Source organism: Streptomyces sp. SolWspMP-5a-2, from assembly GCF_900091845.1.
Lineage (GTDB): Bacteria > Actinomycetota > Actinomycetes > Streptomycetales > Streptomycetaceae > Streptomyces > Streptomyces doudnae.
This window is the reverse complement of record NZ_FMCI01000266.1, coordinates 16,654-38,286: the sequence shown is the minus strand read 5'-3', so window position 1 is coordinate 38,286 and position 21,633 is coordinate 16,654. Positions and strand designations below refer to the sequence as shown.

Sequence of the window (21,633 nt, the reverse complement as noted above, 5' to 3'; positions counted from 1 at the left end):
CGGGACCCCCACCCCGCACCGCCCCCGGGCGGCAGCGGGCCCGTACCCGGACCGCCGGTGCCCCGGACCCCTGCCGGACCCCCTCGCTCCGCACCCGGCCGACGGCACCGGGCACCCGCGCGCGCATCACTGTCAGGAGACCCATGTGGACGACAACCGCACCGACGCCGGTGAACTCGCCGAGTACGGCTACCGGCAGGAGCTGAGACGCAGCCTCTCCGCGTGGGCGGTGTTCGCGATCGGCTTCGCGACGATCTCCCCGGTGGTCGGCATCTACGCCGTGGTCCAGCTCGGCTTCGCCTTCGCGGGCCCCAGCTGGATCTGGGCCGTCGTGGTCGCCTTCCTCGGCCAGTTGCTGGTCGCCGTGGTCTACGCCGAGCTGTCCTCGCAGTTCCCGATCACCGGCGGCGTCTACCAGTGGGTGCGCCGCCTCGGCGGACCGCGCCTGGGCTGGCTGGTCGGCTGGATCTACCTGGCCTCGGCCATCGCCTCGCTGACGACCGTCGCCTACCTCGGGGCGACCTGGCTCGCCATGCTGGCCGGACACGACGCCCCCTCGACCGCCGTCCACGTGCTGCTCGGCGTGGTCTTCGTCGTCGTGGCGCTCGGCATCAACCTGCTCGGCGTCAACCCCGTGAAGCACTTCCTCAACGCGGGGATCGTCGCCGAGGGCGTCGCCTCCATCGCGGTCAGCCTGATCCTGCTGCTGTTCGTGCGCCACAACGGCTTCTCGATCCTCTTCGAGACCCTCGGCGCCCAGGACGTCTCCGGCGGCTCCGTCACCGCGGGTCTGCTGACCTGCCTCGCCGTCGCGGGCTGGGCCTTCCTCGGCTTCGACGCCACCACCCAGGTCGCCGAGGAGACCGAGCAGCCCCGCCGCAGCGTGCCGCGGGCCCTGCTGCGCGCCTACCTCTTCGTCGCCTTCACCGTGCTGCTCACCGGGCTCGCCGTGACGCTCGCGCTGCGCAGGCCCGCCGACGCCGTCTCCGGCGCGATCGCCGACCCCGTCTTCCACGCCGTGACCGACGGCCTCGGCGGCTGGAGCGAGAAGCCGTTCATCGTCGTCGTCCTGATCGCGTTCTTCGCCTGCGCGATCTCCATCCAGACGTACATCGGCCGCGCCGTCTACGCCTTCGCCCGCGACCGCCAGCTCCCCTTCTCGAAGACCCTCTCCACGGTCGGGCCGCGCCAGATCCCGTACGTCTCCCTCATCGCCACCGCCGTCCTCGCCGCGCTCGGGCTGCTCCTCGGCCTCAACGGCAACGCGGCGGCCACCCTCATCGCGTTCGGTTCCGGCGGGTTCTACTTCGTCTTCCTCGCCGTCGCCGTGGTGGCGCTGACCGCCCGGCTCCGCGGGCGCTGGAACCCGGCGGCCGGTCAGCTGCGGCTGGGCCGCGCCGGACTCGCCGTCAACGTCGTCGCCGTCCTGTGGCTGCTGTTCGAGGCCGTCAACATCGCCTGGCCGCGCGAGGAACTCGCGCCCGCCGGCGGGAGCTGGGTGCAGGTGTGGGCCGTGATCCTGGTCTTCTCCGCGCTCTTCGTCATCGGCCTCGTCTACGTGGTCGCCGCCAAGCCGCACACCAAGCTCACCGCCGGTCCCACCGCCGGTGCCACCAGCGAAGAGACGAAGGCCCTCTGATGCCGTCGACGTACTCCCCGGCCGTCGTGTTCGATCCCGCCTCCGGTCTCGGCACCCGCGAGGTCGCGCTGCGGCCCGCCGGACCCGGCGAGGTCGAGATCGAGGTCCGCGCCGCCGGTGTCTGCCACTCGGACCTGCACATCGTCTCCGGCGACTGGCCCACCGACCGCCCGCTGGTCCTCGGCCACGAGGCCGCCGGCGTGGTCACCGGCACCGGACCGGGCGTCACCTCGGTGCGTCCCGGCGACCACGTGGTGCTGTCCTGGTTCGCGCCCTGCCGGCGCTGCCGCAAGTGCGTCGCGGGACAGGGCTGGCTCTGCACCGGCACCCGCGCCGTCGCCAACACCCTGCCCGACGGCACCACCCCCTTCACCGGCGCGGACGGCGCGGAGATCTGGCCCTACCTCGGGCTCGGCGCCTTCACCGAACGGCTGGTCGTGCCCGAGACGGCGGCCGTGAAGGTCCCCGAGGAACTCCCGTTCAGCGTCGGCGCGCTGCTCGGCTGCTCCATCACCACCGGCGTCGGCGCCGTCGTCAACACGGCCGGGGTCAGGCCCGGGGAGTCGGCGGTCGTCGTCGGCACCGGCGGGGTCGGCCTCTCGGTGGTGATGGGCCTGGCGCTGGTCGGCGCCGACCCGATCGTCGCCGTCGACCTCTCGCCCGAACGGCTCGCTGTGGCACGGCGGTTCGGCGCCACCCACACCCTCGACGGCTCCCGCGACGACGTCGCCGCCTGGTGCCGGGAACACCTGGGCGGCGCCGACTACGCCTTCGAGGCGATCGGCAGCCCGAAGGTCGTGCAGACCCTGCCCGCGATGCTCACCTCCGGCGGCGCCGCCGTCCTGGTGGGCATGGCGGCCATCGGCGCCACCGCGGCCTTCGACCTGTTCGACCTCGCCGACCAGGGAAAACGCATCCTCGGCTGCAACTACGGCTCCAGCGTCGGCGAGCTCGACATCCCGAGGCTGGCCCGCCTCCACCTCGCGGGCCGCCTGCCGTTGGACGATCTGATCGGGACGGTCCGCCCGCTGTCGGAGGCCGCGCAGGCCTTCGACGACCTGCGCTCCCGCACGGGTGTGCGGACCATCCTCGAACCGTGAACCCGCCGTCCCCCACCCCCGTTCCTGGAGGCACCATGTACGCCGTCACCGACCCCCGCACCGGCGAGGTCGCCGAGACCTACCCGACCGCCACCGACGCCGAGGTCGGCGCGGCCGTCGACGCCGCCCACCGGGCCACCGCCTGGGGCCGCTCCAGCTCCGTCGCCGACCGTGCCGCGCTGCTGCGCAGGCTCGGCGACCTGCACGCCGAGCACCGCGACGCACTGGCCGCGAGCATCGTGCGGGAGATGGGCAAGCCCCTGGCCGAGGCGGAGGGCGAGGTCGGGTTCTGCACCGACATCTACCACTACTACGCCGACCACGCCGAGGAGTTCCTGGCCGACGAGCCGCTGGACGTCACCTCCGGTCCCGGCACCGCGGTCATCCGCCGCAGCCCGGTCGGCGTGCTGCTCGGCATCATGCCGTGGAACTTCCCGGCCTACCAGGTCGCCCGGTTCGCGGCGCCGAACCTCGCGCTCGGCAACACCATCGTCCTCAAGCACGCCCCGCAGTGTCCGGGCTCCGCCGCCCTGCTGGAGAAGCTGTTCGCGGAGGCGGGCTTCCCGGCGGGCGCCTACGTCAACGTGTACGCCACCAACGAGCAGATCGCCGACGTGATCGCCGACCCGCGCGTGCAGGGCGTCTCGCTCACCGGCTCGGAGCGGGCCGGGGCGGCCGTCGCGGAGATCGCGGGACGGCACCTGAAGAAGGCGGTCCTCGAACTCGGCGGCTCCGACCCGTTCGTGGTGCTGTCCACCGACGACCTGGACTCGGTCGTCGGGGCGGCGGTCTCCGCCCGGCTCGACAACACCGGGCAGGCCTGCAACGCGGCCAAGCGTTTCGTCGTCGTCGAGGAGCTGTACGCGCCGTTCGTGGAACGGTTCACCGCGCGGCTCATCGAGGAGGCGACCGGGGCGCCGCTGTCGTCGGTGGCGGCGGCCGAGAACCTGGGCAGGCAGGTCGACGCGGCCGTCGCCGAGGGCGCCACCCTGCACAGCACGGGCACCCGCGAGGGCGCGCACTTCCCGGCCGGTGTCCTCACCGGTCTGACCACCGAGCACAGCGCGGCCCGGCAGGAACTCTTCGGCCCGGTCGCCATGGTGTTCCCGGCCGCCGACGAGGACGACGCGATCCGCATCGCCAACGACACGCCGTACGGCCTCGGTTCCTACGTCTTCACCACCGACCCGGCGCAGGCGGAGCGGGTCGCGCACCGCATCGAGGCCGGGATGGTCTTCGTCAACGGGGTGGGCGCCGAGGGGGCCGAGCTGCCCTTCGGGGGCGTCAAGCGCTCCGGGTTCGGGCGGGAGCTCGGCCGCCCCGGCATCGAGGAGTTCGTCAACAAGAAGCTGATCAGGACGGTCGGCTGACGGTTCCCCCGGCGGGTGGCCCGGGGACCGGGTCACCTGCGGGTGCCGCAGGACGGGCAGAACGCGGCGCCCTCGGGGACGTCCTGGCGGCACCCCGAGCAGCTCGCGCTCTGCGCGAGGCGGTGGCCGCAGTCCTGGCAGAAGGCGCCGCCCCTGGTCTCCGCCGCGCACTGCGGGCAGACGAGCTGGCGCGGGGTGTTCACGTCGTAGCCCTGGCCGCGCTGCTGGCCGAGGTCGTAGGAGCGCTGGCTCACCATGTCGTTGAGGCCGCGCTGCTGGGCGGCCTGCGCCTCGGCCGCGGTGTCGGGCGAGCAGTGCAGGCAGAGCCCTTGGGCGGCGTTCCAGCAGCGGGCGCAGACGTAGTCGGTGCAGCGGGGGCACCGGTCGAAGTGGCCCTCCGCGTTCTCTATCGCCCGGGTGAAGGCGGCGTCGCGCTGCGAGCCGTAGTTGGCCCCGGCCAGCCCGTCGGCCGCGTTGGACACCCCCTGGCCCGCGCCGCCGACGATGGACCAGGCGGCGTTCACCCCGCGCGAGAGCCAGCCCGCCATCTGCCCCGCCCGGAACGGCTCGAACGGCGAGCGCCAGGTGTCGTGGCAGCGCGAGCACGAGAACTCGAACTGGAAGCCGGCGCCGGTGCCGTGCTCGACGCAGAGGTCCCGGTGGTTGTTGCTGAAGTAGATCTCGGTGCTCACGGCGACCGCCCCCCAAGAGATATCCGTGCCATGTACAGCCACAGGGACGCCGTACCGCTGCGCCGGGTTCCCGTGTGGCTGGACGAATGAGGCGCGGATCGGACCGCGCGGGCGCAGTTTATCGCCATACGCCGATCCGGCCAGAGGGTGTCCGGGAATCGGAACACGCCGGTGGGGGGCGTGCGGTGGCGCGGCGGAGCGTGCACTTCCGGCCAGCGGCAGGTCAGTTGGGGCGCGCGGACGGCGCCGGGTCAGCCCAGCAGCTCCCCGAGCCGGGCCGCCGCGGCGGCCACGGTGCGGCCCAGCTCATCGATCCCGTCCGGCTCGAAGACCGAGACGCCGACGCTGGTGGTGGCGTCGCCGCCCTGGTTCGGGACGGCCGCCGAGACGCCGATCACGGCCGGGATCACCTCGCCCATGGTGACCGCGTACCCCGCGGCCCGCGCCGCCGTGACCTCCGGGCGCTCGCCCTGGCGGTGCGGCCCGTCGGCCAGCAGCGCGAGGCCCCCCGAGCCCTGTTCGATCGGGTGGGTCCTGCCGGGCCTGAACGACACGTGGACCCGGGCGCCGCGCGGCTCGACCACCATCAGCGCCCGCATGTCCCGGGTGCCCTCGCGGACCATCAGGTGGGCGGTGGCCCGGGTCGCCTCGGCGAGTTCGTCCAGCAGGGGCCTGGCGAGGGTCCGCAGGTCCTGCTCCACCGGCTCGGCCAGGGTCACCAGGCCGGTGCCCAGGACGATCCGGCGCCGGTGGTCGCGGCGGCAGAGCTGGTGCGCCTCCAGGGTCCGCACCAGGCGGTGCGCGACCGTCCGGTGCACCCCGACGCGCTCGGCGATGTCCGCGACGGTGAGGCCGCCCGGGTGCTCCGACAGCAGCCGCAGGATCAGCAGCCCGTGGTGGAGGGTCTTGGACATCCCCGGGTCGAGGACGATCCCGGGTGGTGACCAGGTAGCGGAGGTGGGGTTCACGCGGCCATCCCTTGACGACTTTCAGTCAGCCTGCTTACGCTCACATTATTCGCACTGCTAGTGCGATTATCGCACACAGCGCAGTGCCTGGACAACCTCCCCGCCCCGACCGCTCGGGACAGCGACCGACCCGGGGAGGCCGAGCCGAAGGAACGTCGCCGCATGGAACCGCGCGCACCCGCCGAACCCGACAGCGCCCTGCTGACCCGCGTCCACCAGCTCTACAACCGGCAGAGCCATCTCATCGACGGCGGACACGCCGCCGAGTGGGCCGCCACCTTCACCGCCGACGCCACCTTCGACTCGCCCAGCTACCCGGAGCCCGTCACCGGCACCGAGGCGCTGACCGCCTTCGCGCACCGGTTCACGGCCACCGCGGCGGCCGACGGCGTGGTCCGGCGGCACGTCCTCACCAACCTCGTGGTGGAGCGCGAGGGACCGCACACCCTGCGCGTCCTCGGCTACCTCCAGATCATCGCCACCCCGCACGGCGGCACCCCCCGCACCGAGCGGTTCACCACCCTCACCGACCGGGTGGTCGAGGACGCCGGCACCTGGCGGATCGCCGCCCGCCGCGTCCGGCGCGACGACACCCCCGCGCCCGCCCGCGCCCACTGAACCCCGCCGCCCGCCCGCGGTCCCCCTCCGACGACGAAGGAACCCCTCCATGAGCAGCCCCGCCACGCCCGCCGCAGGCCCCGGCAAGGTCGACCACCGCCGCCCCGCCGCGCACTACCCCGAACTCGCCGGGACCGCGGCCGTCGTCACCGGCGCCGCGCGCGGCATGGGCGCCGCCTTCAGCGAGGGCCTCGCCCTGCGCGGCGTCGACGTGATCGCCGCCGACATCGACCTCGACGCCATGAAACGCACCGCCGAGACGATCAACGCCGACACCGCCACCCTCCCGGAGGGCGGCAGGCGCGGCCGGGTGGTGCCCGCCGCCGTCGACGTCACCGACCCGGCGGGGCACGAGGAACTCGCCGCGCTCGCCGCCGCCGAGTTCGGCCGCCTCGACCACTGGGTCAACAACGCCGGGATCTTCCCGTACGCCACCGCCCAGGACATCTCCGCCGAGCAGATCGACGCCGTGCTGCGGGTCAACGTCCAGGGCGTGCTGTTCGGCGCGCAGACCGCCTCCCGGCACCTGCGGCCCGGCGGCGCCATCGTCAACATGTCGTCCGTCTCCGCTGTCCGGGTCCGCAAGGGCCGCGCCGCCTACTGCGCCTCCAAGGCGTCCGTCGCGCACCTCACCGAGTCCCTCGCCGTCGAGTTCGGCGACCTCGGCCTGCGCGTCAACGCCATCGCCCCCGGCTACATCGACACCGAGATGACCCGCTGGGTCCAGGACGACCCGGCCGCCCTCGCGCACGCCCTGGACAGCGTGCCCCTGCACCGCCTCGGCTCCCCGCAGGAGGTCCTCGGCGTCCTGCTGTTCCTGCTCTCCGACAGCGCCCGCTACGTCACCGGGCACAGCGTGGCCGTGGACGGCGGCTCCCGCCATGTCTGAGCCCGAGCGCCCCGCCTACCCCGAACCGGTCCGCTACCCCGCGGTCGTGCTGGTCACCGGGGCCGCCGCCGGCATGGGCGCCGAGCACGCCCGCGCGCTGGCCCGCCGCGGCAGCCACGTCCACCTCGCCGACGTCGCGGACTGCGCGCCCGTCGTCCGGGAGATCACCGACGCCGGGGGCCGGGCCACCGCCCACCGCCTCGACGTCACCGACTCCGCGGCCTGGCACACCGTCACCGACGCCGTCCGGCGGACCTGCGGGCGCCTCGACGGGCTCGTCAACAACGCCGGGATCTCCCGGCGGCTGCGCTTCATGGACACCACCGAGGAGGTCTGGGACCGGGTCCTGCGGATCAACCTCACCGGCGCCTTCCTCGGCATCAGGGCGAGCGCGCCGCTGATGCGCGACAGCGGCGGCGGGGCGATCGTCAACATCTCCTCGATCTCCGGCCAGATCGGCTACTTCTCGCCCTCCTACTCCGCGAGCAAGTGGGGCCTGACCGGCCTGTCGAAGTCCGCCGCCGGAGAACTCGCCCCCTGGAACATCCGCGTCAACTCCCTCCACCCCGGCCTGGTGGCGACCGGACTGCTCGCCGGGTCCGACGCCTTCGTCGCCGGCGCGACCCGCAGCATCCCCGCCGGACGCCCCGCCGAACCCGCCGAGATCACCGACGCCGTCCTCTTCCTGCTCTCCGACCGCAGCGCCTACATGACCGGCAGCGAGGTCACCCTCGACGGCGGCCTGGTCTCCAACGGGCTCTACCACCGCATCCTCGACGACGCCGAAGGAGCCCTGTGATGACCGACCTCGACGACCTCGACGTCCTCGTGGTGGGCGGCGGCGGAGCCGGGCTCGCCGCCGCCGTCAGCGCCGCCGAACAGGGCGCCCGCGTCCTGCTGTTCGAGTCCGAGCGCGAACTCGGCGGCTCGACCCAGCTCTCCGCGGGGCTCATCACCGCCGCCGGGACCAGCGTGCAGCGCGCCCTCGGCGTCGAGGACAGCGCCGAACGCCACTTCCAGCACTACATGGACCTCAACCAGTGGCAGCTCAAGCCCGGTCTGATCCGTGCCTTCTGCGCCGCCGCGGGACCGACCCTCGAATGGATGATCGGCCTCGGCCTCGACGTGCCCGCCGTCCGCTCCGGCGACGCCCACACCCCCGGGCTCTCCCGCGCGGGCGTCGAGGACGTGTGGCGCGGCCACGTCCCCCGCGACCAGGGCTACGGCCTCGTCCAGGTCCTCGACCGGGCCCGCCGCTCCCACAAGATCGAGGCCGTCCTCGGCACACGCGTCGAGCGGCTGCTGCACGAGGAGGGCCGGGTCACCGGCGTCGTCGCCGACGGCGTCGAGGTGCGCGCCCGCGCCGTCGTCGTCGCCAGCGGCGGCTTCGCCCACCACCCCGGCCTGCTGGGCCGCCACTACCCGGAGGCCCTCGACGCGGGCGACGCCCTCTTCGTCGTCGCCGCCCCCGGCAGCCGGGGCGACCACCTCGCCTTCGCCGAACAGACCGGCGGCGCCCTCACCGGCGACGGCTGGGGCCTGCTGCTGCCCACCGCCACCCTCCAGCGCCACCACCACTGGCAGGCCGGGTTCCCGCCCGCCGCCCGGGTGCACGTCAACCCGGCCGGGCGCCGCTTCATGGACGAGGACGCCTCCTACGCCGTCTCCGGCGGCATCATCCGCGCCCAGGGCGGACCCGTCTGGGCGGTCTTCGACGAGAAGGCACGCCTCGGGCTGCCCACCGGCTACGCCGACTGGACCCCGGCCCGCGTCGAGGAGGAGGCGGCGGCCGGACGGGTCGCCCGCGCCGCCGACCTGCCCGCGCTCGCCGAGCGGATCGGTGTCCCCGCCGCCGCCCTCACCGCCACCGTCACCCGCTGGAACGCGGGCCTGCCCGCCACCGGGGCCGACCCCGACTTCCTGCGCGAGCACTCCCTGGCGGCCAAGAGCGCCGACCCGCGCCCCGACCCCATCGCCGCCGTCCCCTTCTACGCGGTCCGGGTGCTGCCCGCCGAACTCGTCTGCACCCACACCGGCCTGGAGATCGACCACCGCGCCGCCGTCCTCGACCGCACCGGAACCCCGGTGCCCGGACTCTTCGCGGCGGGCGAGGCGGGCGGCGGAGTCCTCGGCCCGCGCTACGTCGGCGGCGGCAACGCCGTCGCCAACGCCCTCACCATGGGCCGCCTCGCGGGCCTCGCCGCCGCCACCGCCTGACCCCGCCCCGACCCCGAACCCTTCCCCTCATCAGGAGCCGTCATGGGAACGAACCTCACCGTCGAGGGCAGTGACCCCGGCACGAGAACGATCAGAAAAGTCACGCTGCGGATCTTCCCGATCGTCGGCCTGCTCTACGTGTTCAACTACATGGACAGGTCGAACATCAGCTACGCCGAACTCGGCATGCGGGACGACCTGGGCATCACCACCGCCACCTTCGGCGCCGTCGCCTCGATCTTCTTCCTGGCCTACGTGGTCCTGGAGATCCCCAGCAACATGATGCTGAAGAAGGTCGGAGCCCGGCTCTGGCTGGCCCGCATCGCCATCAGCTGGGGCCTGGTGACCGTCGTCACCGGCTTCGTCAGCAGCGTCGGCCACCTCTACGTGGCCCGGATCGCGCTCGGCATCGCCGAGGCCGGACTCTTCCCCGGACTGCTGCTCTACCTGACGTTCTGGTACCGCGGCCGGGAACGCGGCCGGGCCATCGCCATGCTCGCGCTCGCCCAGCCCGTCGCCATGATCCTCGGCAGCATGACCGGCGGCTGGATCCTCGACCACGCCCACTGGCTCGACCTCAGCAGCTGGCGCTGGGTGTTCATCCTCCAGGGCGCCCCGGCCGTCCTGATCGGCATCGCCACCCTGCTCTGGCTGCCCGACCGGCCCGCCGACGCCCGCTTCCTCGCGCCCGACGAACGCGCCTGGCTCCAGGCGGAGATCGACAAGGAGTACACCGGGCGCGGCCCCGCCAAGGAGACCGTCCGCGACCAGCTCCAGGCCCTGAAGAACCGCAAGGTCCTCTACCTGGCCTTCGCCAACTTCTTCGCCGCCTGCGGCCTCTACGGCTTCTCCTTCTTCCTGCCGAAGATCGTCCAGCAGCTCGACCCGTCCTACTCGGCCACCAACATCGGCCTGCTCGGCGCCATCCCCTTCCTGGTCGGCGCGGTCGGCATGCTGCTGATCGCCCGCAACTCCGACCGCACCGGCGAACGCCGTCTGCACGTCATCGGCCTGATGCTGCTCGGCGCCCTCGGCCTGGCGGGCACCATCGCCTTCCGGCACAGCCCCGTCCCGGCCCTCGTCTGCCTCAGCCTGGTCGCCGTCGGCGTCCTCGGCTACATGGCCCCCTACTGGGCCCTCGCCGCCCGCGTCCTGCCCCGTGAGCAGACCGCCGTCGGCCTCGCCGGGATCAACTCCATCGCCGCCCTCGGCGGATTCGTCAGCCCCTACGTCATCGGCAAGAACGCCACCGCCGACGACGTCACCGTCGGCCTCTACTTCCCGATCGGCTGCCTCGTCGTGTGCGCCGTCATGCTCGCCTTCCTCAAGGCGCCCCGGGACGAGCGCGACAGCGGCGACCAGCCCCGCGCCACCGCCGAGACCCCCGTCTGACGCACCCGCGCCACCGCACCGGACGCACCCGGGCCCGGCCGCCCCGACCGCCGGGCCCGCTCCGGCCCCGCACCCACCCGAGGAACCACCATGCCGCACTACCTGAGCGTCGGCGACGTCCCGCCCAAGCGCCACACCCAGCACCGCGACGCCGGAGGCCGCCTGCGCTACGAGGAGCTGATGGGGGAGGAGGGCTTCTCCAGCGACTCCTCCCTCCTCTACCACCGGGAGATCCCCTCGGCGATCACCGACGCCCGCCCCTGGGAGGTGCCCGGCCAGGGACTCATCGCCAACCACCCGCTGAAACCACGGCACTTGGCGCTGCACAGCCTGTGGGGCGACGACGACTGGCGCACCACCGACGCCGTCACCGGCCGCCGCCTGCTGCTCGGCAACGCCGACGTCCGCATCTCCTACGCCGTCACCGGCGCCCCCTCCCCGTACTACCGCAACGGCCTCGGCGACGAGTGCGTCTACGTGGAGAGCGGCACCGCCCGCGTGGAGACCGTGTTCGGCGCCCTCACCGTCCGCGCGGGCGACTACGTCGTCCTCCCGCGCGCCACCACCCACCGCTGGCTCCCCGACGGCGACCTGCCGCTGCGCCTGTACTGCGTCGAGGCCAACTCCCACATCGGGCCCGCCCGCCGCTACCTCTCCCGCAACGGCCAGCTCCTCGAACACGCGCCGTTCTGCGAACGCGACCTGCACGGCCCCACCGAACCCCTGCTCGCCACCGGCGAGGACGTCGACGTGCTGGTCAAGCACCGCGGCCCGGACGGCGGCATCCTCGGCACCGTCTTCACGCAGGCCACCCACCCCTTCGACGTGGTCGGCTGGGACGGCTGCCTCTACCCGTACACCTTCAGCGTCCACGACTTCGAACCCCTCACCGGACGCGTCCACCAACCGCCGCCCGTCCACCAGGTCTTCGAGGCCGAGAACTTCGTGGTCTGCAACTTCGTCCCCCGCAAGGTCGACTACCACCCCCTCGCCGTCCCCGTGCCCTATTACCATTCCAACGTCGACAGCGACGAGGTGATGTTCTACAGCGGCGGCGACTACGAGGCCCGCAAGGGCTCCGGCATCGGCCAGGGCTCCGTCTCCCTCCACCCCGGCGGCCACGCCCACGGACCGCAGCCCGGCGCCTACGAACGCAGCATCGGCGCCGACCACTTCGACGAACTCGCCGTCATGGTCGACACGTTCCGCCCGCTCGCCCTCGGCGAGGGCGCCCTCGCCGCGGAGGACCCCGGCTACGCCTGGACCTGGGCCGGACGCGGGCCCGCCGCGTGAACGCCCTCCTGGAACGCCTCGTCGACGACGCGGGACTCTTCCCGCCCACCGCGCTCCCACCCGCCGACGCCGTCCGCCGCCACCGTGCCGACCTGGCCGCGGGCCACCCGATGCACAGCCACCGGCTCCTCGTCCCGGTGAGCCGGCTCGCCGCGGTACGGGCCGAACTGCGGCCGGGGGACCGGATCTCCGTCGGACTGATCGCCGACGGCGCCCCGGCCGACGACCCCGCGGCCCGCCTGCGCGACGCCGCCGCCGTGATCGCCGACGACCCACGGCTCACCCTCGCCCTGGCCGAGGCCCCCGTCCGGCTGTTCGGCACCGGCGCCGCCGACGCCGTGCGGGCCGTCCTCGACGCGCTGCGCGCCACCGACGTCCCCGTCTTCCTCGAACCCGCCACCCCCGCCGGCGCGGACGACCTGCTCGCCGCCCTGCCCCGCACCGGCGCCCGGGTCACCGGCGCCAAGCTGCGCTGCGGCGGCGTCCGCGCCGACCTCTTCCCCGACCCCGGCACCACCGCCCGCTTCCTCACCGCCTGCGCCCGCGCCGGGGTCCCCTTCAAGGCCACCGCGGGACTGCACCGCGCGGTCCGCCACCACGACCCGGCCACCGGCTTCACCCACCACGGCTACCTCAACCTGCTCCTCGCCACCGCGACCGCCCTGGACCGCCCCGACCCGGACGCCGTCCGCGCCGACCTGGAGACCACGCAACCCGGCGCGCTCGCCGACCGGATCGGCGCGCTGCCCGACGGCCGCGCCGTCCGCGCCCTGTTCGTCTCCTACGGCTCCTGCTCCACCGCCACCCCGGTGACCGAGGCCGCCACCGTCCTCGATCCCGCCCGAAAGGACCGCACCCGATGACCCCCGACAGCTGGGTCCCGATACCCGACGGCTCGCCCTTCCCCCTCGCCAACCTGCCCTACGGGGTGTTCGCGCCCGCCGGAGGACCCCCCAGGGTCGGCGTCGCCGTCGGCGACCACGTCCTCGACCTGGCCCGCGCGCTCGGCGACGACACCTTCGCCCGGCCCTCCCTCAACGCCTTCCTCGCCCAGGGCCGGTCCCGCTGGCAGCGGGTCCGCGCCGACCTCCTCGACCTGCTCACCGACCCCGCCTGCCGCGCCGAGGCCGCGCCCGCCCTGCACCGCCGCGCCGACGTCCGCCTCCTGCTGCCCTTCGAGGCCGCCGACTACGTCGACTTCTACGCCTCCGAGCACCACGCGGCCAACATTGGCCGCATGCTGCGCCCCGGGCAGGAACCCCTCACCCCGCAGTGGAAGCACCTGCCCATCGGATACCACGGCCGGGCCGGGACCCTCGTCGTCTCCGGCACCGACATCACCCGCCCGCGCGGCCAGACCAGGCCCCCCGGCACCGGCGCGCCCACCGTCGGACCCAGCCGCAAGCTCGACATCGAGGCCGAGGTCGGCTTCGTCGTCGGCACCGGCACCCCGCTCGGCACCTCCGTGGGCGTCGACGACTTCGCCGACCACGTCTTCGGCGTCTGCCTCGTCAACGACTGGAGCGCCCGCGACCTCCAGGCCTGGGAGTACGTGCCGCTCGGCCCCTTCCTCGCCAAGTCCTTCGCCACCTCCGTCTCCCCGTGGATCGTCCCGCTGGACGCGCTCTCCGCCGCCCGCACACCCCCGCCCACCCGCACCGAGCCGCTCCAGGAGTACCTGCGCGACGGCGCCGACTGGGGGCTCGACCTCAGCCTGGAGGTCCGCCTCAACGGACACCTCGTGGCCCGCCCGCCGTTCACCGCCATGTACTGGACCCCGGCCCAGATGCTCGCCCACCTCACCGTCAACGGCGCCTCGCTGCGCCCCGGCGACTTCTACGCCTCCGGCACCGTCAGCGGCCCCGAACCCGGCCAGCGCGGCTCCCTGATGGAGCTGTCCTGGAACGGCGCGCAGCCCCTCACCCTCCCCGACGGCACCACCCGCACCTTCCTGGAGGACGGCGACGAGGTGACGATCACCGCGACCGCGCCGGGGCCCGGCGTCACCCGCATCGGGTTCGGCGAGGTCACCGGACGGGTCACGGCGGCCGGGGAGGCCCGGTGAACAAGGTGACCGACGCGGCGAGCGCCGTCGCCGACATCCCCGACGCGGCGACCCTCGCCGTCGGCGGCTTCGGCCTCTGCGGCATCCCGACCGCGCTGATCCGCGCCCTGCACCGGGGCAGCGCGACCGGTCTCGCGGTCGTCTCCAACAACTGCGGCACCGACGGCCACGGCCTCGGGGTGCTGCTCGCCGACCGCAGGATCAGCCGGGTGACCGCCTCCTACGTCGGTGAGAACAAGGAGTTCGCCCGCCAGTACCTGGCCGGTGAGCTGGAGGTCGAACTGATCCCGCAGGGCACCCTCGCCGAACGGCTGCGCGCGGGCGGCTGCGGCATCCCCGCCTTCTACACCCCGGCCGGTGTCGGCACCCAGATAGCGGACGGCGGACTGCCCTGGCGCCACGGCCCCGACGGCACCGTCGCGGTCGCCTCACCGCCCAAGGAGCGCCGCGACTTCGGCGGCCGCACCTACCTCCTGGAGCCCGCCATCACCACCGACTTCGCGCTGGTCAGGGCGGCCAGGGGAGACAGCGCGGGCAACCTCGTCTTCCACCGCTCGGCCCGCAACTTCAACCCGCTCGCCGCCATGGCGGGCGCCGTGACGGTGGCCGAGGTGGAGGAGCTGGTCGCCCCCGGCGACCTGGACCCCGACGAGATCCACCTGCCCGGCGTCTTCGTCCAGCGGGTGGTGGCGCTCACCCCCGCCGAGGCCGCCGACAAGTCCATCGAGAAGGCGACGGTGCGCGACTGATGCCCTGGAACCGCGACGCGATGGCCGCACGGGCCGCCGCCGAACTGACCGACGGCTCCTACGTCAACCTCGGCATCGGCCTGCCGACCCTGGTCCCCAGCCATCTGCCGCCCGGCGTGGACGTCGTCCTGCACTCCGAGAACGGCGTCCTGGGCGTCGGCCCCTACCCGCGCGGCCACGAGGTGGACCCGGACCTGATCAACGCGGGCAAGGAGACCGTGACCGTCGCGCCGGGCGCCGCGTTCTTCGACTCCGCGCTCTCCTTCGGCATGATCCGCGGCGGCCACATCGACACCGCGATCCTCGGCGGCCTGGAGGTCTCCGAGCGCGGCGACCTCGCCAACTGGACGGTGCCCGGAAAGATGATCAAGGGGATGGGCGGTGCCATGGACCTGGTGCACGGCGCCCGCCGCGTCCTGGTGCTGATGGAGCACACCGCGCGGGACGGCAGCCCGAAGATCGTCCGGGAGTGCGCCCTGCCGCTCACCGGACAGGGCTGCGTGCACCGGATCATCACCGACCTCGGCGTCTTCGACGTCACCCCGGACGGGATCGCCGTCGCGGAACTCGCCCCCGGCGTCACCCTCGACCGGGTGCGCGCGGCGACCGGTGCCCGGCTGTGCGGGGCGGCCGGGGACCCGCGGGGCTGACCCCGGCCCGGCGGGGCGTCACGCCCCGTCCGGCAGGAAGGCCGTCAGCAGGGCGTCGAGCGCGGTCCGGTAGGTGTCGGCGCCCTCCCGCGGGAGACCGCGCACCCTGGCCAGCGCGGGCAGCGCGGCCGGATCGAAGGACGCCATGGCCAGTTGGCGCTGGTTCGGCTCGCGCGGCGGGGTCAGCGGATGCTCGTTGAGCAGCTCCCCGGTGGTGAGGTGCCAGCAGGCCCGGTAGGCGAGCGACGCCTGCCGCTCGCCGAGGCCCGCCGCGAGGAAGTCGGCCAGGCAGGCGTCGCTGAACGGCAGCGCGTTGCGGGCGACCAGCTCGCCCCGGATCAGGATGTGCAGCACCCAGATGTGCGCGGCCATGTAGTCGTGCGCGGTGGTCAGCCGGTGGCGCAGCCGCTCCCGGGGCGTGGCGCCCGGCACCTCGACCGGCAGCCCGGCCGCGATCTCCTCCAGGATCGCCAGCAGCAGCGCGTCCCGGTCGGCGACATGGCGGTAGAGCGAGGTGGCCGCGGTGCCCAGTTCGGCGGCGACGGCCCGCATGGTGAGCGCGTCCAGTCCCTCGCGTTCGATCAGCAGGCGGCCCGCGCGGGTGATCGCGCCGGGGGTCAGGCCCGGTCGCGGCTGGGTCCTGCGCACCCCCCGCGACTGCCGGGACGGCTCGGGCGTGGCGGTCTGCGCGGGGTCGCTCATGCACTCATTTTCCCATCGAAGGAACGGAGTAGAAGTTAGGTAAGCCTTACGCGTACATTGTTCGCGTCGCACCGACCCGTGTGCGCGCGAACGACAGGAGAACCACGCCGTGAACGAGACACAGCCGACGGCCGTGCGCGGCCCAGGACCCGACCCCACCCCGCCGGGACGGCACGCCGGCCTGGTCCTCGCCGCGGCCTGCGTCGCCCAGGTGATGGTGGTGCTCGACGTGAGCGTCGTGAACGTCGCGCTGCCCTCGATCGCCGCCGACCTCGGCTTCGCCCCCGGCGGACTCTCCTGGGTCGTCAACGCCTACACGCTCGTCTTCGGCGGCCTGCTCCTGCTCGGCGGACGCTTCGCCGACCTCGTCGGACACCGGGTCGCGATGATGCTCGGGCTCGTGGTCTTCGGCGTCACCTCGGTCGTCGGTGGCTTCGCGCAGACCCCGGGCCAGCTCGTCGCGGCCCGCGCGGGCCAGGGACTCGCCGGGGCGCTGCTGGCGCCGCTCAGCCTGGCCGTGATCATGGTGACCTTCCCCGAGGGTCGCGGCAGGTCACGGGCCGTGGGCATCTGGGCGATGGTCGCCGCCGCGGGCAGCGCGCTCGGTGTGCTGCTCGGCGGGGTGCTGACCGACTGGCTGTCCTGGCGCTGGGTGCTGTTCGTGAACGTGCCCATCGTGGCGGTGGGCCTCGTCCTCGCCTGGATCGCCGTCCACGACGGCCGCGCCACCCGCGCCCGCCGCCTCGACCTGCCCGGCGCGCTGCTGGCGACCGTCGCCGTCACCGCCCTGGTCAACGGGCTGATCCGGGCGGGCGAGCACGGCTGGGGCACCACCGGGGCGCTGGTGTCCTTCGCGGTCGCCGCGGTCACCGGCGCCGCCTTCGCCGCCTGGGAGCTGCGCGCGGCCCACCCCCTGGTCCGCTTCGGCGTGTTCCGCGCCCGCCCGGTCTGGGTCGCGAACCTGGTCGTGCTGTTCATCGGCGCGGCCACGGTCGCCGGGTTCTACTTCGCCTCGCTGTTCCTGCAGAACGTGCTGCACTACTCGCCGCTGCGGGCGGGCGCCGCCTTCCTGCCGTTCTGCTTCGGCACCGTCGTCGGCTCGATGCTCTCCGGCCGCCTCACGGCCCGCTTCGGCACCCGGGTCGTGCTCACCGCGGGACTGGCCCTCGGCGGGCTCGGCATGCTCCTGTTCGGCCGGATGCACGCCGACTCGACCTTCCTCGACGGCTTCCTGCTGCCGTCCCTGGTGGCGTCCACCGGCGTCGGCCTGTGCATGGTCGCCAACACCTCCCTCGCCACCACCGGCGCCGCCCGCGACGAGGCCGGACTGATCAGCGGCCTCATCAACGCGGCCCGGCAGATCGGCGGCAGCCTGGGCCTGGCGGTCCTCACCACGGTGGCCGCGCTGCACGGCACCCCGTCCTCGCCGGAGGCGGCGACCAGGCTCCTGGTCGACGGCTACGACCGGGCGTTCCTGGTCACCGCCGCGTTCTGCGCCGTCGCCGCGGTGGTCTCCGCGGTGTTCGCGCCGGGACGGCCCGCGGCCCCCGACGCGGCCCCCGGCGACCTGCCGGAGGAGCAGTCCGCGCGGGCGTGACGGCGCGCCGCGACCGCGGACGGTGCGTGACGAAGGGCCCGGCCGCGCGGTCCCCCCCCGGTGACGAGGGGGCCGGGCGGCCGGGCCCGGTGTTCAGGTCAGCAGGCGCCCTCGTCCTGCCAGGGGCCCCACTCGGCCGCGCCCGGCGTCTCGTTCTGCGTCCACCACTTGGCCTTCCAGGTGTGGCCGCCGTAGGAGACCTCGTCGCCCGCGGTGTAGACGGCGCTCGCGCTCCATGCCGTGCCGCAGCCGGTGCCCGGGTCCGCGGGCGGCGTCGTGGTGGGGGGCGAGTCCGGCGGGGTGGCGCCGGCGAAGGTGACCGAGTACTTCGCGAAGTCCCACGCGTTCTGCGCCACGCTGGAGCATGTGCCGGACGTGGTCCCGTTGTTGTCGACCGGGGTGCACGGGCGGTCGCGGTTGAGGGACCAGAACGTGAAGCGGTCCATGTGGTGCGAGGTGGCGTAGTCCAGGACGGTGCCGAAGTCGGCCTGGGTGAAGAACTCCCCGGTGTCGCTGCGGCCGTTCATGCCGGAGAAGCCCTCGTGGGCGTAGGCGGTCGCCTGGTCCCAGCCGAAGGTGGACTGGAGGATCTGGTTGAAGTTGGTGAGCGCGGCGGTCTGGGCGGAGGCACCGCCGAACCCGCCGTCGAACGGCATGATGGAGAAGTTGTTCGGCGTGAAGCCCTGGGACTTGGCCTCCAGCAGCATCTGCTTGCCGAACCAGCCGGTGCCGTCGGCCGTGCCCGCGGTGGTGACGGAGACGTAGAGCCCGGGGTTGTTCTGCTGGAGGATCTTCGCGGCGCCGATCTCGTTCCTGATGGCCGCGGTGTTCTCGTACTCCGGCTCCTCCAGGTCGAAGTCGATGGCGTGCAGGCCGTACTTGGTGACGACCTGCTGGTAGGCCGCGGCGGTGGCGGCCGGGTCGGCGCATGCCTGGCCGAGCTTGGTGCCGCCGTAGCCGCCGATGGAGACGGACACGTCACCGCCCTTGGCCCGGATCGCGGCGATGGTCGACTGGACCGCGGTGTCCGAGGAGACGGGCGCGGTGCCGTCCCAGGTGGGCGTGCAGCCACCGCCGTTGGGGGCGAGGACGAAGGCGAGCTGGAACGCCTTGAGGCCGGTCGCGTCCATGATGGCGGCCGGGTCCGGCGGGTTGTTGTCGCGCGGCATCAGGTAGGGGGCGGCGGCGTACCACCGGTTGCTCAGTGCCGTGGTCGCGCCGGACGCGTCGGTCGCCACCAGCGCGGTCGTCGCGGCGGCCGCGGCGGTGACCGCCGTGACCGCGGCGAGGCATGCGCGGAGTCGCTTCACTCTGTACCTCCAGTGGGGGAGGGGTCCCAGGGTGGCGAGGCTGAGATGATCACGTCAATGGAGTGGTCTAGTCCAAGGCAGGACCTTGGTCCGGACCATGCCTGCGCTTTACCCTCCGAACTCCCGTGGCCCGCAGTCGCGTTCACCATCATGAACATGCTTCACGTGGGTGTTCAGGCCCGGGGTGCGCGTGCCAGGCTCGGTCGTCTTCCGTCCACCGCAGGCCAGTTGGAGGAGAGCCCATGAGCATGTCCCGGCGCGAGGTCCTCGTCTCGACGACAGCGGGGGCCGCGGCCCTGACCGCCTCCACCGCCCCGGCCACCGCCGCTCCGCCGCCACCGGCACCCGCCCTGCGCACCCTGCGCGACGCGGCCGACTACGCCGTCGCCAAGGTCCGCGCCACCGCCCCGACCGTCACCGGATTCCCGGTGGGCACCCGGTTCGAGAAGTGGGTCTACGCGCAGAACGGCGACTGGGTCGGCGGCTTCTGGCCCGGCACCCTCTGGATGGCCTGGCTGCACAGCGGCGACGACGCCTTCCGCGCGCAGGCGCTCACCTGGGCCGCGCGGCTCGCGCCCCGCCAGAACGACACCTCGACCCACGACCTCGGCTTCCTCTTCACCCCCTCCTGGGTCACCGCCTGGCGGCTGACCGGCGAGGAGAAGTGGCGCACCGGCGCGGTCCGGGCCGCCGACTCGCTCGTCCGGCGCTACAACCCGCGTGGCCGTTTCCTGCGCGCCTGGGGCGCCCTCGACGACCCGGCCGACGCCGGGCGGGTCATCATCGACACGATGATGAACCTCGACCTGCTGGCCTTCGCGACCCGGCAGACCGGCGACCCGAGGTACCTGGACATCGCCGTCGAGCACGGCAGGACCGTCCAGCGCGTCTTCCCCCGCCCGGACGGATCCCTGCCGCACGTCTACGACTTCGACCCCGACAGCGGCGCCGCCCTCGGCCCCGGCACCGTCCAGGGCTACAGCCCCGCCTCGTCCTGGTCGCGCGGACAGGCGTGGGGCGTCTACGGGTTCACCACCCTGTACCGGCGCACCGGGGACGCCGGGTTCCTCGCCACCGCCCGGAGGCTCGCCGACTACGCGGTGGCCGCCCTCGGCCCCGACCACGTCCCGGTCTGGGACTTCCGTGCCCCGCAGCAGCCCCACGACGTCAAGGACGCCTCGGCCGGGGCGATCCTCGCCTGCGGCCTCCTCGACCTGGCCGCCGTCTCCGGCCGCGCCGCGTACCGCGCGGTGGCGCTGCGCCTGCTGACCGCGCTCGCCGAGACCTGCCTCACCAGGGCGTCCACCCGGGCCCAGGCCGTCGTGGCGCGCTGCACCCGCAACCGCCCGGCCGAGGACGGGATCGAGATCTCCCTGCCCTACGCCGACTACTACCTCCTCGAAGGTGTCCTGCGCGTCCTGCGCCCGGCCGAGGTGGACCGCGCCATCGACCTCTCGGGCCCCGGCGACCGCCCCGCGACCGGGACCTGACCCGGCCCCGGCCCCTCGACCGCGGCCCGCCCGAGCCTTGCGCACGGCGGGCCGCGACACCGGACGCGCGGCCCCGGAACGGCCCGCCGGAACGGGGGATTCCGGGCCGCCCGCGGCCCGCCCGGCGCTGCACGTCAGGCCCCGGGCCCGCAGCCGTATCCGGGTGTTTTCTACCTATCCGGTGAATCGGCGGGGTCGCCCGTATATGCGCGTGCCGCCGGGGCAGTCACCGGTGGGCCGGAACCGGCCGGGAGAGATCTTCAGAGAAGGTGACGGACTCATGCGCGCAGAGGCCACCCAGCGGGTCGCACTCGTCTTCACGCTGCTGGACGCGAACGGCAACGGCATCCTGGAGGCCGAGGACTTCGCGCTCATGGCCGACCGGGTCGTCGCTCGGGCGGGCGCGTCGGCGCCCGAGGCGCAGCAGCGGCTGCGGGCGTCCTTCGAGCGGTACTGGACGACGCTGGTGACCGAACTCGACGCCAACGGCGACGGGGTGATCAGCCTGGAGGAGTACACCGCCTGCGTGCTGACGCCGGAGCGCTTCGAGGCGACGATCGCCGAGTTCGCCGAGGCGCTCTCCGCCCTCGGCGACCCGGACGGCGACGGGCTCATCGAACGGCCCCTGTTCACCGACCTGATGCTCGCGATCGGCTTCCGGCGCCCCAACGTCGACCGCCTCTTCGACGCCTTCGGGCCCGACGCCGACGACCGGATCACGGTGCGGACCTGGGCCGACGGGATCATGGACTACTACGACCCGCAGAAGGCCGGCATCGCCGGCGACCACCTCGTGACCGGCGCCGTCGTCTGACGCCCGGCCCCGGACGGGCCCCCCGCGCGCCGCGCCGCCCGCACCCCCGGCGGGCCGCGGCGCCCCCGGTACGGCGAC

20 protein-coding genes are annotated in these 21,633 nt (G+C 74.0%); 16 read left to right on the top strand and 4 right to left on the bottom strand.

Annotation, left to right across the window (positions count from 1 at the left end):
• Positions 1-145 precede the first annotated feature (145 nt).
• The 3 genes from GA0115242_RS27000 to GA0115242_RS26990 are packed head-to-tail and all read left to right on the top strand — an operon-like array spanning position 146 to position 4,109.
• Positions 146-1,639, top strand: a complete 1,494-nt coding sequence (locus tag GA0115242_RS27000; RefSeq protein WP_093832915.1) for an APC family permease — start codon at positions 146-148, stop codon at positions 1,637-1,639.
• Positions 1,639-2,739 (top strand): alcohol dehydrogenase catalytic domain-containing protein, encoded by a 1,101-nt coding sequence (locus tag GA0115242_RS26995; RefSeq protein ID WP_093832913.1) that lies wholly within the window; start codon positions 1,639-1,641, stop codon positions 2,737-2,739. Before GA0115242_RS27000 ends, GA0115242_RS26995 begins: the two co-directional genes overlap by 1 nt.
• Positions 2,740-2,774: 35 nt before the next feature.
• Positions 2,775-4,109, top strand: coding sequence for an NAD-dependent succinate-semialdehyde dehydrogenase (locus tag GA0115242_RS26990; RefSeq protein ID WP_093832911.1), 1,335 nt, complete (start codon positions 2,775-2,777; stop codon positions 4,107-4,109).
• Between the two features lie 32 nt (positions 4,110-4,141).
• On the opposite strand, the gene GA0115242_RS26985 is transcribed toward GA0115242_RS26990, so the two are convergent.
• Together GA0115242_RS26985 and GA0115242_RS26980 are read right to left on the bottom strand one after the other, a co-directional pair.
• Positions 4,142-4,801: a double zinc ribbon domain-containing protein gene (locus GA0115242_RS26985; protein ID WP_093832909.1), complete on the bottom strand. Its 660-nt coding sequence runs from the start codon at positions 4,799-4,801 to the stop codon at positions 4,142-4,144.
• A gap of 251 nt (positions 4,802-5,052) precedes the next feature.
• A complete protein-coding gene (locus tag GA0115242_RS26980) occupies positions 5,053-5,715 on the bottom strand; it encodes an IclR family transcriptional regulator (RefSeq protein WP_093832907.1) in 663 nt (220 codons plus the stop codon).
• 216 nt (positions 5,716-5,931) lie between these two features.
• Between GA0115242_RS26980 and GA0115242_RS26975 the strand changes: the two genes are divergently transcribed.
• From GA0115242_RS26975 to GA0115242_RS26930, 10 genes are all read left to right on the top strand, one after another.
• Complete coding sequence (locus GA0115242_RS26975; protein WP_093832905.1) at positions 5,932-6,387, top strand: nuclear transport factor 2 family protein; 456 nt, start codon at positions 5,932-5,934, stop codon at positions 6,385-6,387.
• Positions 6,388-6,436: 49 nt separating this feature from the next.
• A complete protein-coding gene (locus GA0115242_RS26970; protein ID WP_093832903.1) occupies positions 6,437-7,276 on the top strand; it encodes an SDR family NAD(P)-dependent oxidoreductase in 840 nt (279 codons plus the stop codon).
• On the top strand, positions 7,269-8,075 hold the full coding sequence (locus tag GA0115242_RS26965; protein WP_093832901.1) for an SDR family NAD(P)-dependent oxidoreductase: 807 nt from the start codon (positions 7,269-7,271) through the stop codon (positions 8,073-8,075). Before GA0115242_RS26970 ends, GA0115242_RS26965 begins: the two co-directional genes overlap by 8 nt.
• The gene (locus GA0115242_RS26960; protein WP_093832899.1) at positions 8,075-9,493 is read left to right on the top strand and encodes an FAD-dependent oxidoreductase; all 1,419 of its coding nucleotides are present in this window, start codon (positions 8,075-8,077) and stop codon (positions 9,491-9,493) included. The genes GA0115242_RS26965 and GA0115242_RS26960 overlap by 1 nt, the downstream gene beginning before the upstream one ends.
• 42 nt (positions 9,494-9,535) lie before the next feature.
• Positions 9,536-10,885, top strand: a complete 1,350-nt coding sequence (locus tag GA0115242_RS26955; RefSeq protein WP_093832897.1) for an MFS transporter — start codon at positions 9,536-9,538, stop codon at positions 10,883-10,885.
• 90 nt (positions 10,886-10,975) lie between these two features.
• Positions 10,976-12,178 (top strand): homogentisate 1,2-dioxygenase, encoded by a 1,203-nt coding sequence (locus tag GA0115242_RS26950; protein ID WP_093832895.1) that lies wholly within the window; start codon positions 10,976-10,978, stop codon positions 12,176-12,178.
• On the top strand, positions 12,175-13,041 hold the full coding sequence (locus GA0115242_RS26945) for a hypothetical protein (RefSeq protein WP_256089762.1): 867 nt from the start codon (positions 12,175-12,177) through the stop codon (positions 13,039-13,041). The genes GA0115242_RS26950 and GA0115242_RS26945 overlap by 4 nt, the downstream gene beginning before the upstream one ends.
• Complete coding sequence (gene fahA, locus GA0115242_RS26940) at positions 13,038-14,243, top strand: fumarylacetoacetase (RefSeq protein ID WP_093832893.1); 1,206 nt, start codon at positions 13,038-13,040, stop codon at positions 14,241-14,243. Before GA0115242_RS26945 ends, fahA begins: the two co-directional genes overlap by 4 nt.
• Complete coding sequence (locus GA0115242_RS26935) at positions 14,240-14,992, top strand: CoA transferase subunit A (RefSeq protein WP_093832891.1); 753 nt, start codon at positions 14,240-14,242, stop codon at positions 14,990-14,992. Before fahA ends, GA0115242_RS26935 begins: the two co-directional genes overlap by 4 nt.
• Positions 14,992-15,642 (top strand): 3-oxoacid CoA-transferase subunit B, encoded by a 651-nt coding sequence (locus GA0115242_RS26930; protein ID WP_093832889.1) that lies wholly within the window; start codon positions 14,992-14,994, stop codon positions 15,640-15,642. Before GA0115242_RS26935 ends, GA0115242_RS26930 begins: the two co-directional genes overlap by 1 nt.
• 18 nt (positions 15,643-15,660) lie before the next feature.
• Here GA0115242_RS26930 and GA0115242_RS26925 read toward each other — a convergent pair whose 3' ends face one another.
• Complete coding sequence (locus GA0115242_RS26925) at positions 15,661-16,344, bottom strand: TetR/AcrR family transcriptional regulator (protein WP_093832887.1); 684 nt, start codon at positions 16,342-16,344, stop codon at positions 15,661-15,663.
• 109 nt (positions 16,345-16,453) lie between these two features.
• Here GA0115242_RS26925 and GA0115242_RS26920 point away from each other — a divergent pair, with 109 nt between their 5' ends.
• Positions 16,454-17,941, top strand: a complete 1,488-nt coding sequence (locus tag GA0115242_RS26920; RefSeq protein WP_256089761.1) for an MFS transporter — start codon at positions 16,454-16,456, stop codon at positions 17,939-17,941.
• 98 nt (positions 17,942-18,039) lie between these two features.
• On the opposite strand, the gene GA0115242_RS26915 is transcribed toward GA0115242_RS26920, so the two are convergent.
• Positions 18,040-19,251, bottom strand: a complete 1,212-nt coding sequence (locus tag GA0115242_RS26915) for a carbohydrate-binding protein (RefSeq protein WP_161353300.1) — start codon at positions 19,249-19,251, stop codon at positions 18,040-18,042.
• Between the two features lie 242 nt (positions 19,252-19,493).
• Between GA0115242_RS26915 and GA0115242_RS26910 the strand changes: the two genes are divergently transcribed.
• Together GA0115242_RS26910 and GA0115242_RS26905 are read left to right on the top strand one after the other, a co-directional pair.
• The gene (locus GA0115242_RS26910) at positions 19,494-20,741 is read left to right on the top strand and encodes a glycoside hydrolase family 88 protein (protein ID WP_093832885.1); all 1,248 of its coding nucleotides are present in this window, start codon (positions 19,494-19,496) and stop codon (positions 20,739-20,741) included.
• A gap of 280 nt (positions 20,742-21,021) precedes the next feature.
• A complete protein-coding gene (locus GA0115242_RS26905) occupies positions 21,022-21,555 on the top strand; it encodes an EF-hand domain-containing protein (RefSeq protein WP_093832883.1) in 534 nt (177 codons plus the stop codon).
• The last annotated feature ends 78 nt before the right edge of the window (positions 21,556-21,633 follow it).